Source organism: Pseudonocardia sp. GCM10023141, from assembly GCF_042653605.1.
The window spans coordinates 68,328-86,213 of record NZ_JBHSIR010000036.1 but is presented as its reverse complement, the minus strand read 5'-3'; the positions used below and the strand labels follow the sequence as shown (position 1 = coordinate 86,213).

Here is a 17,886-nt window from a genome sequence, read left to right as displayed (position 1 = left end):
GAGGGTGGGTCCTCCGTCATGCTCCGTACCGTCCGATCGCTCCTCGCCGCGCCCGACCTGCGGCGCCGCATCCTCATCACGCTGGCCGTTGTCGTCGTCGCCCGCTTCGGCTCCGCCATTCCCGCGCCGGGGGTGTCGTTCCCGAACGTGCAGCAGTGCGCCGCCGACATCGAGCGCACCAGCGGGGGCACCGCCAACATCTCCGACCTGTTCAACCTGCTCAGCGGTGGCGCGTTGCTGCAACTGTCGATCTTCGCGATCGGCATCCTGCCGTTCATCAGCGCCAGCATCATGATCCAGCTGCTGACCGTCGTGATCCCGCGCTTCACGCAACTGCGCAGCGAGGGGCAGTCCGGTCAGGTCAAGCTCAACCAGTACACGCGCTACCTGACCATGGCGCTCGCCACGTTGCAGGCCGCCAGCGTGGTGACGCTCGCGGTGCGCGGCACGCTGTTGCAGGGGTGCGCGCTGCCGGTCATCCCGAACGCCGATCCGGGCACGCTGGCGGTGCTCGTCGTCGTGATGGTCGCCGGTGCCGCGGTGCTCATGCGGCTCGGTGAGCAGGTCACCGAGAAGGGCATCGGGAACGGGATCTCCATCCTGATGTTCACCTCGATCGCCCACCGCATCCCCGCCGACCTGAAGCGGGTCTACGAGAGCACCGGGCTCTTCGGCTTCATCGGGATCTGCGTGTTCGGCGTGGCGATCATCGCCAGCGTCGTGCTGGTCGAGCAGGCCCAGCGCCGCATCCCCGTGCAGTACGCCAAGCGCATGGTCGGACGCCGCATGTACGGCGGCACGTCCACCTACCTCCCCATCAAGGTGAACCAGGCCGGCGTCATCCCGGTGATCTTCGCGAGCTCGCTGCTCTCCCTCCCGACGCTGGTCGCGCCGCTGCTTGGCGGCTCCGGGCCGGTCGCGAAGGCGATCCAGGTGTACCTGCTCGACCAGTCGAGCTGGGTGCACAACGTCCTGAGCAGCCTGATGATCGTCGGATTCGCCTACTTCTACATCGGCATCACGTTCGACCCGGCGGAGCGCGCGTCGGAGCTGAAGAAGTTCGGTGGCTTCATCCCCGGCCTGCGACCCGGCCGGGTGACGCTCGAGTACCTCCGCTTCGTCGTCAACCGGATCACGCTCCCGGGTGCGGCCTACCTCGCGATCATCGCCGTGCTGCCCAACCTGCTGCTCGGGTCCTCCGGCGGGCAGGGCCAGTTCCTCCCGTTCGGCGGCACCACCGTGCTGATCATGGTCGGCGTCGGGCTGGAGACGCTCAAGCAGCTCGAGGCCCAGCTCATCCAGCACCACTACCAGGGGTTCCTCCGGTGACCCGCCTACGGTGAGCGGCATGAGCGTTTCCCTGAACGAGGCGGTCCGCGCGCTCGTGGACGGCAAGAACTACCCGGTGCTCGCCACCGTCAACGCGGACGGCAGCCCGCAGACCTCGGTGATGTGGATCGGCCGCGACGGCGACGACCTGCTGTTCTGCACCGTCGCCGGGCGGCAGAAGGAGCGCAACCTGCGGCGCGATCCGCGGGTCAGCATCACCGTGTTCGACCTCGCGGACCCGGAGAGCTACGCGGAGATCCGCGGCACCGCGGCCATGACCACCGAGAACGCCTTCGAGCTCGACGACGAGCTGTCCTGGAAGTACGACGGCAAGCCCAAGGAGCCCGACCCCGAGGGTGTCGTGCGCGTGGTCGTGCGGGTGACGCCGACGCGGGTCACCGGCTACGCCGCCTGATCGCCGGCCCCGGCGCCACCGAGAGAGGTGGCTCCGGGGTGACAGAACCCTTACCTCCCGCTACAGCCACGCCCCCGTCATGGCGAGCGCCCCGGCCGCCGCCGGCTCGCATGATTGGCATCACCACAAACCAGCCGGAACCCAAACCCCCGGCAGCGAACTCGGGAGATCATCATGAGCAACGCTCAGGGCGGCAACGGCGGCAACGGCGGCACCGCGACGGCCAGCAACTCCGGCAACGTCAACGTCGGTGGACACCAGGACAACTCGGCCAGCGCGAACGCCAACGGCGGCAACGGCGGGGCGGCCACCGCGGGCCACGGCGGACACGCCACCGGCGGCAACGGGGGCAACGGCGGCACCGCCAGCGCCTCCAACGAGGGCAACGTGAACGTCGGCGGCAGCCAGCACAACGACGCCTCGGCCAACGCGAACGGCGGCAACGGCGGCGCGGCACACGCCGGTGGCCACGGCACCGCGACCGGCGGGAACGGCGGCAACGGCGGGCACGCCGACGCCAGCAACTCCGGCAACGTCAACGTCGGCGGGCACCAGAGCAACCACGCCGACGCCAACGCGAACGGCGGCAACGGCGGCGCCGCGACCGCGGGCCACGGCGGACACGCCACCGGCGGCAACGGGGGCAACGGCGGCACCGCCGACGCCCACAACACCGGAAACGTGAACGTCGGCGGGCACCAGGACAACTCCGCCACCGCGAACGCCAACGGGGGCAACGGCGGCGACGCCACCGCCCACGGCCACGGCACCGCCACCGGCGGCAACGGGGGCAACGGCGGCACCGCCAGCGCCTCCAACGAGGGCAACGTAAACGTCGGCGGGAGCCAGCACAACGACGCCTCGGCCAACGCCAACGGCGGCAACGGCGGCGCGGCCACCGCGGGCCACGGCGGCACCGCGACCGGCGGCAACGGGGGCAACGGCGGCACCGCCGACGCCCACAACGTCGGCAACGTCAACGTCTTCGGGAACCAGGACAACTCGGCCACCGCGAACGCCAACGGGGGCAACGGCGGCGACGCCCACGCCACCGGCGGGTTCTTCGGGCACGGCACCGCGACCGGCGGCAACGGGGGCAACGGCGGGCACGCCGAGGCCACCAACGAGGGCAACGTCAACGTCTTCGGGCACCAGAGCAACACGGCCACGGCGAACGCGAACGGCGGCGACGGCGGCAACGCCGAGACCCACGGCGGGTTCTTCGGCACCGGTGCGGCGACGGGTGGCAACGGGGGCAACGGCGGCGAGGCGCACGCCGGGAACTTCGGCAACGTCAACGTCGGCGGGGACCAGACCAACTCGGCCACGGCCAACGCGAACGGCGGCAACGGCGGCGACGCCCACGCCGACGGCGGGTTCTTCGGCCACGGTGACGCGCTCGGTGGCGACGGTGGCTTCGGTGGCCTGGCCATCGCGGTCAACGCCGGCAACGTGAACCTCGGGCACGGCTCGCAGACCAACTCCGCCACGGCCAACGCCAACGGTGGCGACGGCGGCAACGCCGGCGGCAGCCCGGTCACCATCACCCACGGTGGCGACGGCGGAAACGGCGGCATCTCGCTCGCCGTCAACGCCGGCAACATCAACTTCGGGGACGGTGTCCAGGAGAACTCGGCCACGGCCAACGCAGGAGGCGGCAACGGCGGCGACGCGTTCGGTCACGGTGCAGGCGGAGCGGGCGGCGACGGCGGGTTCGCTTCGGCCATCAACGTCGGGAACGTCAACTTCGGTGGCTTCCAGCACAACGACGCCACGGCCACCGCCAACGGTGGCGACGGCGGCGACGCCTTCGGTCACAACCCCTTCGGCGGCTTCGCCGAGGGTGGCGACGGCGGCTTCGGTGGCGAGGCCTTCGCCAGCAACGAGCACAACGTCAACATCTTCGGTGACCAGGACAACCACGCCGACGCCAGCGCTAACGGTGGCGACGGCGGGGCGGCCCACCTGTTCGACTTCCACATCTGATCCGAACCTGCGGTGAACGCCGCGGCGTGAGGTGCCGGCCTGCTGATCCAGCAGGCCGGCATCGCCGTTCCTGCCCTCGTGACCAGCGCGGATGCCTACTTCCCGGTCCGGCGAAAACATCCTCGGATCCGGACGCAACCTCCCCCGCGGTTGTACGTCTTGGGTAGTAGCTGCTGGGGAGTAGCGGAGCCTGCAAGCTGCTGGGGAGCGGCCGACCAGGTCAGACCGGGCCCGTCTCTGACATCAGGGACGGGCCCGGTCTCGTTTCCGGGACCGTGGCTCAGAGCTCGCGGCCGCTGGCCCGCTGCGCCCGGCCCTGCGGCCCGTACGGGTAGTCGCCGATGATCGGCTCGCTCGCGCCGTCGAGCAGCGCCGTCTCCTCGTCGGAGAGATGCAGGGTGGCGGCGGCCATGTTGTCGTCGAGCTGCTCGATCGTCCGGGCGCCGAGGATCACCGACGTGACAGCGGGACGATCCGCCGTCCAGGACAGCGCGACCTGCGCCATCGAGACGCCGTTCGACTCGGCGATCTTGGCGACGGCATCGATGACCTGCCAGGTGCGCTCCTGCGCGTTGCGCGGCGCGTAGGCCTCCATGCCGCGCTCGGGGTTGTCGCCGAGTCTGCTGGCGCCGGTCGGGACCTCGTCGCGGCGGTACTTGCCGGTCAGCCAGCCACCGGCCAGCGGCGACCACGGCAGGATCCCGATGTTCTCGTTCTCGCAGACATCGGTGAGCTCGAACTCGATCTCGCGGACGAGCAGGTTGTACTGCGGCTGCAGCGTGACGATCGGGGTCAGGCCGAGCACCTCGGTGAGCATCGCGGCCTTCTGCAGCTGCCACCCGACGAAGTTGCTCACGCCCGCGTAGCGGATCTTGCCGGCGCGCACGGCGTCGTCGAAGAACCGGAGCGTCTCCTCGATCGGTGTCAGAGCGTCCCAGGCATGGGCCTGGTAGAGGTCCACGGTGTCGACCTGCAGCCGTCGCAGGCTCGCGTCCAGCGCCCGGGTCAGGCTCGTGCGGCTGAGCCCGACGTCGTTGGGCCCGTCTCCCATCGCGAAGCGGCCCTTGGTCGCGATGACGACCTGGTCGCGGACGTCCGGGCGCGCGGCCAGCCAGCGCCCGACGATCTCCTCCGAGACACCACGGGAGTAGACGTTGGCGGTGTCGATGAAGTTGCCGCCCTGCTCGACGAACCTGTCGAGCTGCGTGTGCGACACCTCCTCCGTGCTCTCGTTGCCGAAGGTCATGGTGCCCAGGCACAGCGATGACACGATCGTCCCGGTCCCACCCAGCGTGCGGTATTCCATGCCGTTCCCTCCACAGCGGGCCGCCGCGGTCGCGGCCGCTCGGCTCCCAGCCTCCCCCCGCCTCGCGGCGAGCGACCGGCCGGGTCCCTCGGGTGCGAGGACATGGCCCGACGCTGACGGCGCCAACCAATTGGCCTCGGCGCCGACGTCCGGACGTTGGCGCGGTGGCCACGAGGTTGGCGCGGTGTGCACAACGTCTCGCCCGACGAGTTCTGTCGGCCGTCGCACCGTTCCTCGGTGCCGGCAGACCGAGGGCTCAGCCCGGCAGGTCCACCGACAGGTGCGGGGTCAGCGCCTTGAGGAAGTCCACGGCGTCGAACACCGCGCCGGCCGAGGCGACGCCGACCGTCCGGGTCTGCCCGGCCAGTATCCGCTGGACCGCCTCCACCGCCAGCGGGGCGGTGACCGCGTAGATGTCCTGGCCGCGGGCGGTGGCACGGCGCTCGACGCCACCCTTGGTGACCACGACGTCCACGACGAAGGTCTGGTCCGATCGACCCTGGTCGTCGATGGCTTCCGGCGCGGGCGTGCGCGCATCGCCCAGATCCCGCGCGGCCTCCACCGACATGTAGGTGTGGACGGCGGGCACGTCGAGGTGGCTGGGGACGGTGACGACGTCGGCCATGATGAACCCCGCGATCACCCGGCGCGCCCCCATCGGCTCCGGGAAGTCCCAGTCCTGCTCCGTCGGCGGGTCGTCGTGGTACTCCAGCGTGCCGTTCGCGAACCGGACCCGGCGCCCGGCGCGCCGCTCGTGCGACACCGCACCCGCCAACCGCGTTCCCGCTGTCGGCCGCCAGCTGCTCAGCCCGTACGCGACGTGCGCCGCGTCCGCCGCGGTCCACTCGCCCATCGCGGCCGTCACGAGCAGGTCACCGAGCCCGCCGTAGAAGGCCATCGCGGGCACCATGACCGTGCCCGCCGCCCGGGCCGCGTCGGCGTGGTCGGCGAACGTCGCGACGTTCGCCTCGATCTCGGCCGCCACGTCGACGTACGGGATCCCCGCGCGCAGTGCCGCCTCGACCACGGCTCCGGCCGTCACCGCGAACGGGCCCGCGCAGTTGATGACGGCCACCGCGCCCGCGAGCGCCCGGTCCAGCGAAGCCGGGTCGTCCACCGTCGCCGGTCGCACCTGCGCTGCGGGCCAGCGCGCTGCCAGCGCCTCCAGCCGGCTCGCGTCGCGCCCCGAGAGGATCGGGGTGAAGCCACGCTCGATCAGCTCCGCCACGACGAAGCGTCCGGTGTGTCCGGTCGCCCCGTAGACCACCACGGCGTCCGCAGCATCCACCACAGCCATTGCTTCCCCCAGATCTCGATGTCCGACCAGCCCAGTCTGGGGCGCCGGAGACCCCGATCGTGAGCGTCTGGAACGACACCCTTCGTACATTTTCGGACAACTCAGGTGTCGAGGCCGGCGCGTCGCCCGCGCAGGAAGGCCTGCTCGGTCTCGTTGGTGGCCAGAGCGATCGCCTCCTCGTAGGCATCCCGGGCCTCGGCGACGCGGCCGAGCCGGGAGAGGAAGTCGGCCCGGGTCGCGGGGAGGAGGTGGTAGCCGGGCAGGACCAGGTCCTCGATGGTGGCCAGCGCCAGCGCCGGGCCGTGCACCTCCGCGACCGCGACGGCCCGGTTGAGCGCGACGATCGGCGTCGGGCTCAGGCGCAGGAGCTGGTCGTAGAGGGCCAGCACCTGGTTCCAGTCGCTGGCGGAACCGTCGGTGTGCACCGCGTTGATGGCGGCCTGGACCTGGTAGGGCCCGGGCCGGTCCCGGCGCAGGCAGGCCCGGACGAGGTCGTGGCCCTCGTCGATCAGCGTCCGGTTCCAGAGCGAGCGGTCCTGCTCGGCCAGGGTCACCAGCTCACCGCCGGGCCCCACCCGCGCCGGGCGGCGGGCCTCGGTGAGCAGCAGCAGCGCGAGCAGGCCGAGCACCTCCGGCTCGTCGGGCATCAGCGTGGCGAGCGCCCTGGTCAGCCGGATGGCCTCCAGGCACAGATCGGTGCGCAACAGCTCGCCCGACGTCGAGGTGTAGCCCTCGTTGAAGATCAGGTAGAGCACGGTCAGCACCGGCGGCAGCCGGTCGGGGAGCTCGCCCGCTTCCGGAACCCGGTACGGGATCGCCGCGTCGCGGATCTTCTTCTTCGCCCGCACGATCCGCTGGGCCACCGTCGCCTCTGGCACGAGGTAGGCCCTGGCGATCTCGGCGGACTCGAGCCCGCCGAGCAGGCGCAGGGTCAGCGCCGTCTGCGCGAGGGGCGAGAGCGACGGGTGGCAGCAGGTGAAGATCATGCGTAGCTGGTCGTCCTGCACGGGTCCCACCTCCTCGGACTCGTCGGTCTGGTGCAGCAGCAGCGCCTGGGCGTGCCGGGCCTCGCGCGTTGACTCGCGGCGCAGCCGGTCGATGGCCCGGTTACGGGCGGTGGTCACGATCCAGGCGCCAGGGTTGGGCGGTGGCACGATCCACTTCTGCAGCGCCACCGCGAACGCGTCCTGGACGAACTCCTCGGCCAGCCCGATGTCGCCGAGGATGCGGGTCAGCGTGGCCACGCACCGGCCGTACTCGTCACGGTAGACGCTCGCGATATCCATTCCGAACCCCCCGGTTCCGGGCTCAGGCCTCGGGCTCGTCCTCGAAGGGGCGCACCTCGACGGGGTTCATGCACGCCACGGAGCACTTCGCGGCCCAGGCCAGCGCCTCGTCGAGGTCTGCGCAGCGCAGCACCCAGAAGCCACCGAGCTGCTCCTTCGTCTCGGCGAACGGACCGTCGGTCATGGTGGTGGCGCCGCCGTCCACCCGGACGACGGTGGCGGTGGCGGGCGGCATCAGGCCGGCCCCGAACACCCACACGCCGGCCGCCTTCAGCTCGGCGTTGACGCGGTCGGTCTGGGCGTAGGCGATGTGCATCTCCTCCGCCGAGGGCACCGGTGCGCCCTCGACGCCGTGCACGGCGAGCATGTACTGCTTCACGGTCACTCCTCCACGATTGGGTCGACAGCGAGTCGGGCCGGGAGCCGGCGCGCGACTGCGGGGATCACGATGGCAGCAGCCACCAGGTGCGTCAGCATCAGCAGCACCTTCGTGGCCGGCGCGGCGTCCGCGAGCAGGTCCGGCACGAACGACAGCGCGGTGAGCACCACGGTGGTGCGGACGAAGACGAGGCGCGGGCGGCGGGCCACGCGGCGCAGCACCGCCGCGATGACGAGCCCGATCACCGAGAAGACGGCCGTCAGCATCGCGAAGCCGGACACCGGGATCGGCGCGCCCTCGATGTCGAGGCTGATCCCGACGGCCTGACCGGCGGCGGCGACGATCGCGGTGGCGGCGCTGGCCACCACAACGGCGACGAGTCCGCCCTTCGCGAGCGAGCCGGTCGTGGCGGCGACGGCGGTGGGGGCGGCGATGTGGGTCGTGGTCATGTTGGCCTCCGGTGTGCGGGACCGGTCTCGTGCCGGTCTCTCATCCGGGCTACGAACGGGATCGACGCCAGTCGACATCTCCGCCAGAAGTTCTGAAGAACTTTTTCGCCGGGGTCGAAACACCCCGCTGCAGGACGGCCTCACACCTTCTCGGCGTGCACGACCCGTTCGATCTCGGTGACGGGCAGGTCCCGGCCGCTCGGCAGCACGTAGCGCTCGGCGAACTCGGCGGCTCCCACCTGCTCGACCAGCCGCCAGCCGTTGTCGGCGAGGAACCCGGCGACCTCGACGGGATCCATCCCGAACTTCCACAGCGGGCGCCGGACGACGAAGTCCTGGTACGCGGCGTCGGCCCCGTAGCGGTTGCGACCGTCGAGGAAGTCACTGCGGACGTAGGTGAAGAGCAGCCTGCTACCCGCGGGCGCCTCGCCGAGCGTGTCGAACGTGTCCTGGACGGCCGCCGCGGTCAGGTACTGCGTGACCGCCTCCATGACGAAGACGGTGGTGCCGTCGCGCCGGTAGCCGGCGGCAGCGAGCGTGCCGGCGAGGGCACCGGCTTCGAAGTCCGTCGGCACGAGCGTGACGTGGGCGGGAACGCTGCCGTAGATCGCCCGCAGCCGGGCCCGCTTGCGGTCGATGGTGGCCGGCAGGTCGACCTCGTACACCGGCATCGCGGCGAGCGTGGGCAGCCGGTAGGCGCGGGTGTCCAGCCCGGCTCCGAGCACCACCGCAGCAGCGGCGCCCGCACCTGCATGCTGCGACACCACCTCGTCGATGTAGCGCTTGCGGCACAGGATGCCCGCCCACAGCCCCGGGATCCGCTTCTCGGAGAGGCCGACGACCAGCCGTCGCACCGGGGCCCACCGCGCGAGCGCGGCGACGGGCCGCGCACCCGCCGGCAGCATGCGGGCCGCCAGCGCGTCGCGGACCAGCGGATGGGTCTCGTGCTGGTCGAGCGCCACGATCACCATCGGACCGACCGCGGTACCGGTCGCTGGATTCGCCATCATCTGCCCTTCGGGACGTGCTGGGAGGCGAAGACTACGGCGGAGATCCGCTGCGACCGTGCCATGACGATCGACCGCCCGCGACAACCGGTGAAACGGCCAGTGCTGTCGCACCGAGAGAGCAACGGCATCTCGGGACGCAGCAAGGGGGCACGGGTGGTCGAGTTACCCAAGGGTGGGAACACCGCCGTGCCGGGGCCGGTGATCCGTTCGACGCTGCAGACCGGGCTCGCACCCGGCGACATCGACATCTGCGCGCTGCTGGTCGACGAGCATCGTCGAGCCCGCTCCGATGACGACTTCGTGTTCTTCAACAACGAACGCTCCCGCTGTGGGAGCACCCGCCGGCTCTCCCCTCTCGAGATCGAGGTCGACCTCAGCAGCGTTCCGAACACCATCGACGCGATCATCATCGCCGCGGCGATCGACGACGGCGTCGCGGGTTCGGTCGCCGACCACGGCGGAGGAGGGATCACGATCTCCGGCGGATCGACGGTCACCCACACCTTCACCGGACTCACCACCGAGCGATGTGTCATCGCTGCCGAGGTCTACCGCCGCGGCGGCGGGTGGAAGGTCCGCGCGGTATCGCAGGGATTCTCCGAACTGTCCGGGCTCATCGGCGTGTTCGGTGTCGAGACCGACGACGAGTCGCCCTCCGCGCCGCCGGCATCCCCGACAGCGCCATCCGAGACGAGCGAGATCGTGGACCGGATCCGATCCGGCGCCGCTGCCCGTCGTGCCAACGCCGCGTCCGCTGCGCAGCGGCCGGCATGGCCGGCCCGGCGCAACCGGCGCGCCGCCGGCTCACCGGCCCAGCAGCAGGCCGCCTACCGTGCGCAGCGGCGCGCCGAGGCCGCACAGATCACCGCCGACATGGCCGAGCAGGGCCTGCGCCTCGAGCGGGTCCTGAACCACCTCCCGCACTGCGACCTCGAGATCCCCACACTGCTCGGTCTGATCGATGCCTCCGTCGTGCAACCGCGACAGCCTCGGGTCCGGTTGTTCCGCCGCAGCGAGCCGTCACCCCCGCCCCCGCAGCCGTCGGCCCACCTCTCGTCCGCGCTGCGCCGGTTGCACGGCGCCGCCGGGTCGACCGCGAACCACGATGCGGTACACGCCTGGTTCTGGCTGGGCATGCACGCCACCGGTCTGCAACCCAGCTTCGGTCATCCCGAGAACATCAGCGTCGCTCCCGATGGCAGCAGGGTCGTCGTCGATATCAGCCTCCCCGACCGCGCCACGTTCGTTCCCGCACATTCCCGGGCCGTCTACACACCCGGCGACGACACCATCCGGTACCAGCCTGCGAAGCCGAAGGAGCAGGCGCGGCTGGCCGGGATCCTGTTCAGCGCGTCCTTGCTCGCTCACGTCCACGTCGTGGCCGGTGCCGCCGCAACTGCTGGCCTGCCGTCCGACCTGCTGCTCGTGATCAACGGTTGGGAGGACACCCTCAACCCGGCCACCGGGCTGCCCGAGCGGATCTGCCGCGCCACGCTCGCCACGAACACCCGGAGCCTCGCCGGCATCGACTTGCGCGCCGTCGATCCGCTGGCCTGCCTGCGCGGTTTCGCCGGTTCGCTGGACGAGGCCGGCCGCGTGGCACCCATCGCCATTCGCACCGGTCGCGTGCCACCCGGGCGCCGGATCGACCTCGCCACGATCGACTCGTACGAGTTCGAAGGCCTGATCACCGAGCTCGCCGAGGCCATGGGCTACACCGCCTACCGCACTCCACGCAGCAACGACCACGGCGTCGATGTGTACGTGGAGTCCCGCGACACGCTGGCCGGCGGCAAGATCGTCATCTCCGTCAAACGCTACAACCACACGGTCGGCCCCGATCACGTCCGCGCTCTCGACAGCGTGATCGGCGACCAGGGGGCCATCAAAGGCATCCTGGTCACCACCTCGGGGTTCGGTCCCGAGTCCTACCGCATCGCGCGGGACAAGCCACTGGCCCTCATCGACGGCCCGAAACTGCGGGAATGGCTCCACGAGTACCTCGGGGTCAGCGCGCACTGATCGAGCGTGGCAACCTCACCGCCCCGACGCCGCCACCCGGACGCGGTGGTGCTCGCCGCCGGACAGCAACGATGCCAGTTCCCGGCCCTCCTCGGTCACGTCGACGCGATCGACACGCGAGAAGCGGCGAAGGGGTGTGACGACCACCGTGTCGGCCTCGGTCGTCCAGGTCGCGGCGACCCGGCCGTCCACCAGCACGACGCGCTCGCCTGCCACCGACAGGCCGCGGTGCTCGCGGTCGATGATGCGGCTGCGGTCGTCGTAGCCCAGCACCGCGTTGTCGAAGGCCGGCAGGAACCGCACCGGCGCCGGGGTGTCGGGGTCCGGCCGCGGCGCGTCGGGGAGATCCAGCAGCTCGCGCCCCCGCTCGTCCCGGAACGACACGAGCTCCTCGCGCACCGCGGCGACGGCGGCGGGCAGTCCGGCGAGCCCGCTCCAGGCCCGCAGGTCCGCCGTTGCGGCCGGGCCGAACGCCGCGAGGTAGCGGCGGACGAGCTGCTCCCCGACCGGATCGGAACCCTCGGCGGCCGGCGGGTCCGCGGCTCGACCCAACCATGCCGCGAGCGGCACGTTCTGCACCCCCGCTGTCTGGCCCCACACCCCGCGCGGCGGCAGCTGCACCATCGGCACCAGCGCCGCGACCGCCGCCTCCCCGAGCACCCGAGGCGCCACCTGCGGCCAACGCTCGACGAGCACCCGCCCCAGCTCACCCATCGCCCGCGGCTCACCGTCGGCCATCACGTCGACGGCCGCCGCCGCGAGCTCGTCGAGATCGATCCCGTCGAGATCGCGGCGGTAGACCCCGAGCATCCGCTGGCGCAGCATCGCGTCGTGGCGGGACCGCCACGCTAGCGCGTCGGCCGCCGTGACCAGGTGCACCGTTCGTCGCATGAGGTGGGTGCGCACCACCTTCCGGTCCACGAGCAGCTCCGACAGCGTCGCCGGGTCGAACCCGCGCAGTCGTGACCACAGCCCGACGATTGGTTCCTGCGGTTCCTGCGCCTGCAACCCGCCCAGTTGCGCCACCGCGTCCAGGACCGGGACATCGGCGCGGGTGAGCAGGAACTGCCGGGCGAGCGTCGCGCGGTTGAGCGCCCGGACGCCGAGACGGGTCACCATGCCCGGATCATGCCGTGGCGTACTGGACCGCGACGTCGACGACCCAGGTGATGCCGAACCGGTCGGTGAGCATCCCGTAGAGCGGTGCCCACTGCGACGGCGCCAGCGGTGCCACGACCGTCGCACCGTCGGAGAGCTTCTCCCACAGCGCGCTGATCTCCTCGGCGGCCTCGCCGCGCAGCGAGATGAAGAACGGGTCCTCGCCGCGGCTCCACGGCCGGGCGGACGGCACGTCGTAGGCCATGACGTGGAAGCCGTTCGCGGCGGTGACCTGGCCCCACACCACCTGCTTCGCCTCGGCCGGGTCCTGGACCTGGTCCCCATGTCCTCGTAGGTGATGATCGCCAGCGCGCCGTCGAAGACGGACCGGTAGAACTCGAGCGCTGCACGGGCGTCGCCGCGGAAGTTCAGGTGGGTGACGCTGGTGACGGTCATGAGGTGCTCCTGCGGTGGCTGTTCTCGTTCCCTGACAACCACCATGGTCACAGGAGTAGAGGTCAGCTCCTGGCCTCTACTCGTGACAACATCAGGGCATGATGGAGACCTCGGCGCGGCTGCTCTCGCTGCTCTCGTTGCTCCAGGCGCGCCGAACTGGCCCGCCGCTACGCCGGTGCCGCGCGCTGATCGAACCGACGTCGCACCCGTTCACCCGTCCTCGCACGGCGTACAACCCGTGCGAGGACCGGAGCAGGTGTGCGACGACCGTCCCTGCGCCGGGAACCGGCCGCGGTCACCCGGAGCCGGCGATGTTCACCATCCACGCCACGCCGAACCGGTCGGTGCACATGCCGAACGAGTCGCCCCACGGAGCCTTCTCCAGTGGCACGCCGACCGTCCCGTCCGCAACGAGCCCGTCCCAGTAGCCGCGCAGCTGGGACTCGTCCTCACCGGAGAGCGTCAACGTGCCGTTCGCGCTCACCTCCATCCCGGTGGGGACGTCGGCGGCCATGATCGTCATGTCCGGCCCGACGATCAGCATGGAGTGCAGGACCTTGTCCTTCTCCGCGTCGTCGAGGCCCATTCCGGGCGTCTCGCCGAAGGTGTTGACGATCAGATCGCCACCGAAGACGGACTTGTAGAACTCCATCGCGTCCCGGGTGCCGTCACGGAAGTTGAGGTAGGGCGTCAGCTTCGTCGTCATGCGGCGCGATGCTACTCAGCCGGCCCACCCCAACCGCGCGATCCGCGGATCGCCGCTACCCCGGGTGCAACGCGCGCGGGGTGGTGCGGTGGCACCCGGGAGCGCCGGAACCTCGACGACACCATCGTCTCGTCCGGAGGTCCGCCCGACGGTGCCGACGGCGAGCGGGTGGCGCGCGTCGAACTGGCACCCGTCGCTGCCCGCAGCGAGCCGCTGTACGAGGTGATCGACCGCCGCCACACCAACCGTGGCCCAGCCCATGCCGGTACCGGTCGCCGAGCTCGCCGACCTCACCGACCAGGGCCTGCCGGGGGGCCTCGCACTCCACTGGATCACCGCAACCACGTTCTCGACGCCCACGGAAGGGCCATCGATCGGCGGCATCCTTGTTCGCAGTAGCGGCGGACGGGCACGATCTCGGGATCGGGCCCGTCCGGGCCGGATCGAGGGGGTACGGATGGCCGAGCCACCGGCGACCGGGACCGTGCCGCCCGGGGCTGGGCCGCCCGGGGCTGGGCCGACCGGGACTGGGCCGACCGGGACTGGTCTGATCGGGGCTGGGCCGTCGGGACCAGCCGAGCTCGGTCTCACCGCCACCGAGGTCGCCGAACGCGTTGCGGCCGGCCGGACCAACGCCGTCGACGCACAGACCAGCCGCAGCATCGGCCAGATCATCCGGGCGAACGTCGTCACGCCGTTCAACGGGCTGCTGACACTGCTGTTCCTGATCATCCTGGCCACCGGCCGCTGGCAGAACGGCCTGTTCGGGCTGGTCATCGTCGCGAACACGGCCATCGGCGTGTTCCAGGAGGTGCGCGCCAAGCGCACGCTCGACAGGCTTGCCGTGCTCAACGCACCGCGGGCGCACGTCGTCCGCGACGAGACGACCACCGACATCGACGTCGCCGGCGTCGTCGCTGATGACCTGCTCGAGCTCCGCTCCGGCGACCAGGTCTGCGCCGACGGCACGGTGACGGCGTCCGCCGGGCTCGAGATCGACGAGTCACTGCTGACCGGCGAGTCCGATCCGGTGCCGAAGGGGCCCGGCGACCACGTCCGGTCGGGCTCGATCGTCATCGCCGGTTCCGGACGGTTCCGGGCCACCGGCGTCGGACCGGATTCCTACGCCACCCGGCTGACCGCGGAGGCCCGGCGGTTCACGGTGGTGCGGTCGGAACTGGTGGCGGGCACCAACCGGCTGCTGCGGTGGATCTCGCTGATGATGGTCGTGGTGGCGCCGGTGCTGGTGTGGAGCCAGTTCCGCAGCGTCGACACCTCTGGCTGGAACGAGGCGGTGACCGGCACGGTCGCGGCACTCGTGGGCATGGTGCCCGAGGGGCTGGTGCTGCTCACGAGCCTGGCGTTCATGGTCGCGACGATCTCGCTCGCCCGCAAGCAGACGCTGGTGCAGGAGCTGCCTGCGGTGGAGGTGCTCGCCAGGGTCGACATGGTGTGCCTGGACAAGACCGGCACGCTCACCCACGGCGACATCGTGTACGACCGGCTCGTGCTGCCGGACGGGATCGAGCCTGCGGACGAGGCCGGCGTGCGGCAGGCGCTCGCGCTGTGCGCCTGCGGCCCCGACCGCAACGCGACGGCCACGGCACTGGGGGCCGTGTTCACCGAGACCGTGTGGACCGCCACCGACCGGGTGCCCTTCTCGTCGGCGCGCAAGTGGTCGGCGGTCAGCACCGAGTTCAACGGGACGTGGGTGTTCGGGGCACCCGAGATGGTCTTCCCCGGCGAGCCGGACGCCGGGTCCGGGCTGCTGCTCGACCGGGCGCTCGCGATCGCGGCGGAAGGGCGTCGCGTGCTGGTGCTCGCGGCGACGGACACGGTGCCGGACCCGGGCGACAGCGCTCCGGAAGACAGGGAGCAGCACGAGGTCACGCTCCCGCCGGACCTCGTCGCGCAGGCGCTGGTGGTGCTGGCGGAACGGGTCCGCGAGGACGCCGCCGACACGCTCCGGTACTTCGCCGAGCAGGGCGTGGCGTTGAAGGTGATCTCCGGGGACAACCCGCGCACCGTCGGCGCCGTCGCGATGGCGGTCGGCCTCCCCGGGATCACGTCGGCCACCGAGGCGATCGACGCCCGCACGCTGCCGGAGGACCCCGACGCACTCGCCGACGTGCTGGCGGGCGCCGCCGTCTTCGGTCGGGTGACCCCGCAGCAGAAGCGGGCGATCGTCGGCGCCCTGCAGCGCCGCGGGCACGTCGTGGCGATGACCGGCGACGGCGTGAACGACGCCATGGCACTCAAGGACGCCGACATCGGCGTCGCCATGGGCAACGGGGCCGCCGCGACGCGGGCGGTCGCGCAGCTCGTGCTGCTCGACGGGAAGTTCTCGCACCTGCCCGACGTCGTCGCGGAGGGGCGCCGGGTGATCGCCAACATCGAACGGGCGGCGAACCTGTTCCTGGTCAAGAACATGTACTCGCTCGTGCTCGCCCTGATCGTCGTGGTGACCGCCACCGCCTACCCGCTCGCGCCGATCCAGCTGACGTTGATCTCGACGGTCACGATCGGCATCCCCGGCTTCGTCCTCGCGCTGGGGCCGAACCGGCGCCGCTACGTCCCGGGCTTCCTGCGCCGCGTCCTGCGCCTCTCGGTGCCCACCGGCCTGGTCATCGGGGTGGCGGCGTTCGCGGGCGACCGGGTCGTCCGCGCCATCGATCCGACGGCGGGCCTCGCGGGTGGGCAGACGGTCGCGACCGTCGCGGTGCTCGTGGCATCGCTGTGGACGCTGACCCTGCTCGCCCGGCCGTTCACGGCCTGGAAGGCCGGGCTGGTGGCAGCGATGGCGCTGGTCGTCGGCGTGATCCTCGCGGTGCCGGCGCTGGCGCACGGGGTGTTCCTGCTCGAGGTGACGTGGCTGCGGCTCGGGCTGGCGGTCGGGATCGGCCTGGTGGCGGGCCTGATCGTGGAGCTCGTCGGCCGGGTGATCCTGCGCGACGTCGAGCGGGCCGCCTGACGACCGCGCCAACCGGTTGGCCACCGCGCCGACGTCGGGACGTCGGCGCGGTGGCCAACGGGTTGGCGCGGTGGCCCAGGTGCTCCGGGAAGACCTCACGGCCGGCGCAGGATGTCGGCATGCCCGGCGTGGCGGTTGGTCTCGGTGAGCACGTGGACCATCACGTCGAACAGCTGCACGTCCGGGCGCGGCCACCATGGCACGTGCCCGGGTGCGTCGATGGCGAGCGCGGCGATCGTGGCGACCGCGTGCTCCCACGAGCGCCGGTACCGATGATTTCGAGCGGTATGCCGGGTCAACAGCACGACAGACAACGAAGGGACACCCCCATGACCGAGCTGAACGCCGAACGGGCCCGGCAGGCGATCGTCGAGCACACCCGCCGCCTGGCGGAATCCGCCGCGGCGGCCGGACCGGATGCGGCCGTGCCGACAGCTCCGAAGTGGACCGTCACCGACCTGGTCGAGCACGTTGGTCGGACTCAGCACTGGGTCGCGGAGATCATCGAGCGACGCATCACCGACCCCACCCAGCTGCCCACCGAGCTGGCCGCACTCCCCTCCGGTCCCGATGCGTGGCAGGCGTGGCTGACGGAGTCCGCGCAGCGGGTCGCGAACGCGTGCTCCGACGACGCGCTCGACGCGCCGGTGTTCAACCCCTCGGCCGACGAACGGTCGGGGACGCGATTCTGGATGTCCAGCATGGTCAACGAGGCGGTCGTCCACGGCTTCGACGCGGCCGGCGCGGCCGGGCGACCGGTCGAGGTCGACGCCGACATCGCTGCCGCGCTCATCACCAACCACCTCGCGATGCTCACCGCCCCCACCTGGGCGATGCAGCGATCCGAGTCGGCCAACGCCATCCGCGGCACCGGCCAGACCCTGCAGTTGCTCGCCACCGACACCGCCGACGCCTGGTCGGTCGAACGACGGCCCGACGGAGCGACGTGGCAGCCCGGCACCCGACCCGCCGACGTGACGGTGACCGGCCCCGCCCGATCGCTGCTGCTGACGCTGACCCGTCGACTCCCCCTCGCCGACCGCGACACCACCGGCATCGGCGTCGACGGCGACATCGCCCTCATCCAGCACTGGATCGACAACACCGCCCACGACAGCGACTGACCGGAACCGAACGCCCTTCACCACGACGGAGCGAGCGTGGAGCAGCAATCCG

The 17,886-nt window shown here is 71.5% G+C and carries 15 protein-coding genes and 1 pseudogene; 6 read left to right on the top strand and 10 right to left on the bottom strand.

All coding sequences use genetic code 11. The features are described from left to right. Window positions 1-18: 18 nt before the first annotated feature. The 3 genes from secY (at window position 19) to ACFPFQ_RS22605 (ending at window position 3,730) form a co-directional block, all read left to right on the top strand. Window positions 19-1,329 (top strand): preprotein translocase subunit SecY, encoded by a 1,311-nt coding sequence (gene secY / locus ACFPFQ_RS22615; protein WP_379621983.1) that lies wholly within the window; start codon window positions 19-21, stop codon window positions 1,327-1,329. 19 nt (window positions 1,330-1,348) lie between these two features. Further along, on the top strand, window positions 1,349-1,744 hold the full coding sequence (locus ACFPFQ_RS22610) for a PPOX class F420-dependent oxidoreductase (protein WP_379621981.1): 396 nt from the start codon (window positions 1,349-1,351) through the stop codon (window positions 1,742-1,744). Between the two features lie 174 nt (window positions 1,745-1,918). Beyond that, window positions 1,919-3,730 carry a hypothetical protein gene (locus ACFPFQ_RS22605; RefSeq protein WP_379621979.1) on the top strand — a complete coding sequence of 604 codons (1,812 nt, stop codon included), beginning with the start codon at window positions 1,919-1,921 and terminating at the stop codon, window positions 3,728-3,730. A 280-nt stretch (window positions 3,731-4,010) separates the two neighbouring features. Here the strand turns inward: ACFPFQ_RS22605 and ACFPFQ_RS22600 are convergent, their stop codons facing one another. From ACFPFQ_RS22600 to ACFPFQ_RS22575, 6 genes are all read right to left on the bottom strand, one after another. Then, a complete protein-coding gene (locus tag ACFPFQ_RS22600; protein WP_379621977.1) occupies window positions 4,011-5,036 on the bottom strand; it encodes an aldo/keto reductase in 1,026 nt (341 codons plus the stop codon). Window positions 5,037-5,292: 256 nt separating this feature from the next. Further along, on the bottom strand, window positions 5,293-6,333 hold the full coding sequence (locus ACFPFQ_RS22595; protein ID WP_379621975.1) for a saccharopine dehydrogenase NADP-binding domain-containing protein: 1,041 nt from the start codon (window positions 6,331-6,333) through the stop codon (window positions 5,293-5,295). A gap of 101 nt (window positions 6,334-6,434) precedes the next feature. Then, on the bottom strand, window positions 6,435-7,619 hold the full coding sequence (locus tag ACFPFQ_RS22590; protein ID WP_379621973.1) for an RNA polymerase sigma factor: 1,185 nt from the start codon (window positions 7,617-7,619) through the stop codon (window positions 6,435-6,437). 22 nt (window positions 7,620-7,641) lie between these two features. Continuing rightward, window positions 7,642-7,998, bottom strand: coding sequence for a YciI family protein (locus tag ACFPFQ_RS22585; RefSeq protein WP_379621971.1), 357 nt, complete (start codon window positions 7,996-7,998; stop codon window positions 7,642-7,644). 2 nt (window positions 7,999-8,000) lie between these two features. After that, entirely contained in the window at window positions 8,001-8,447 is a 447-nt protein-coding gene (locus ACFPFQ_RS22580; protein WP_379621969.1) for a DUF6069 family protein, read from the bottom strand. Window positions 8,448-8,587: 140 nt separating this feature from the next. Continuing rightward, window positions 8,588-9,454 (bottom strand): SAM-dependent methyltransferase, encoded by an 867-nt coding sequence (locus ACFPFQ_RS22575; protein ID WP_379621967.1) that lies wholly within the window; start codon window positions 9,452-9,454, stop codon window positions 8,588-8,590. Between the two features lie 156 nt (window positions 9,455-9,610). On the opposite strand from ACFPFQ_RS22575, the gene ACFPFQ_RS22570 reads away from it, so the two are divergent. After that, complete coding sequence (locus ACFPFQ_RS22570) at window positions 9,611-11,479, top strand: restriction endonuclease (protein WP_379621965.1); 1,869 nt, start codon at window positions 9,611-9,613, stop codon at window positions 11,477-11,479. A gap of 15 nt (window positions 11,480-11,494) precedes the next feature. On the opposite strand, the gene ACFPFQ_RS22565 is transcribed toward ACFPFQ_RS22570, so the two are convergent. The 3 genes from ACFPFQ_RS22565 to ACFPFQ_RS22555 form a co-directional block, all read right to left on the bottom strand. Beyond that, complete coding sequence (locus ACFPFQ_RS22565) at window positions 11,495-12,598, bottom strand: winged helix DNA-binding domain-containing protein (RefSeq protein ID WP_379621963.1); 1,104 nt, start codon at window positions 12,596-12,598, stop codon at window positions 11,495-11,497. Between the two features lie 7 nt (window positions 12,599-12,605). Then, window positions 12,606-12,884: a VOC family protein gene (locus tag ACFPFQ_RS22560; protein WP_379621961.1), complete on the bottom strand. Its 279-nt coding sequence runs from the start codon at window positions 12,882-12,884 to the stop codon at window positions 12,606-12,608. A gap of 444 nt (window positions 12,885-13,328) precedes the next feature. After that, complete coding sequence (locus tag ACFPFQ_RS22555) at window positions 13,329-13,739, bottom strand: VOC family protein (protein WP_379621960.1); 411 nt, start codon at window positions 13,737-13,739, stop codon at window positions 13,329-13,331. A 457-nt stretch (window positions 13,740-14,196) separates the two neighbouring features. Here ACFPFQ_RS22555 and ACFPFQ_RS22550 point away from each other — a divergent pair, with 457 nt between their 5' ends. Continuing rightward, window positions 14,197-16,710 (top strand): cation-translocating P-type ATPase, encoded by a 2,514-nt coding sequence (locus ACFPFQ_RS22550; protein ID WP_379621959.1) that lies wholly within the window; start codon window positions 14,197-14,199, stop codon window positions 16,708-16,710. Window positions 16,711-16,814: 104 nt separating this feature from the next. Here the strand turns inward: ACFPFQ_RS22550 and ACFPFQ_RS22545 are convergent. Beyond that, window positions 16,815-16,982: pseudogene (locus tag ACFPFQ_RS22545) on the bottom strand (DUF664 domain-containing protein); the annotation flags it as partial. A gap of 57 nt (window positions 16,983-17,039) precedes the next feature. Here ACFPFQ_RS22545 and ACFPFQ_RS22540 point away from each other — a divergent pair. Then, window positions 17,040-17,834, top strand: a complete 795-nt coding sequence (locus ACFPFQ_RS22540) for a maleylpyruvate isomerase family mycothiol-dependent enzyme (RefSeq protein ID WP_379621957.1) — start codon at window positions 17,040-17,042, stop codon at window positions 17,832-17,834. Window positions 17,835-17,886: the final 52 nt, after the last annotated feature.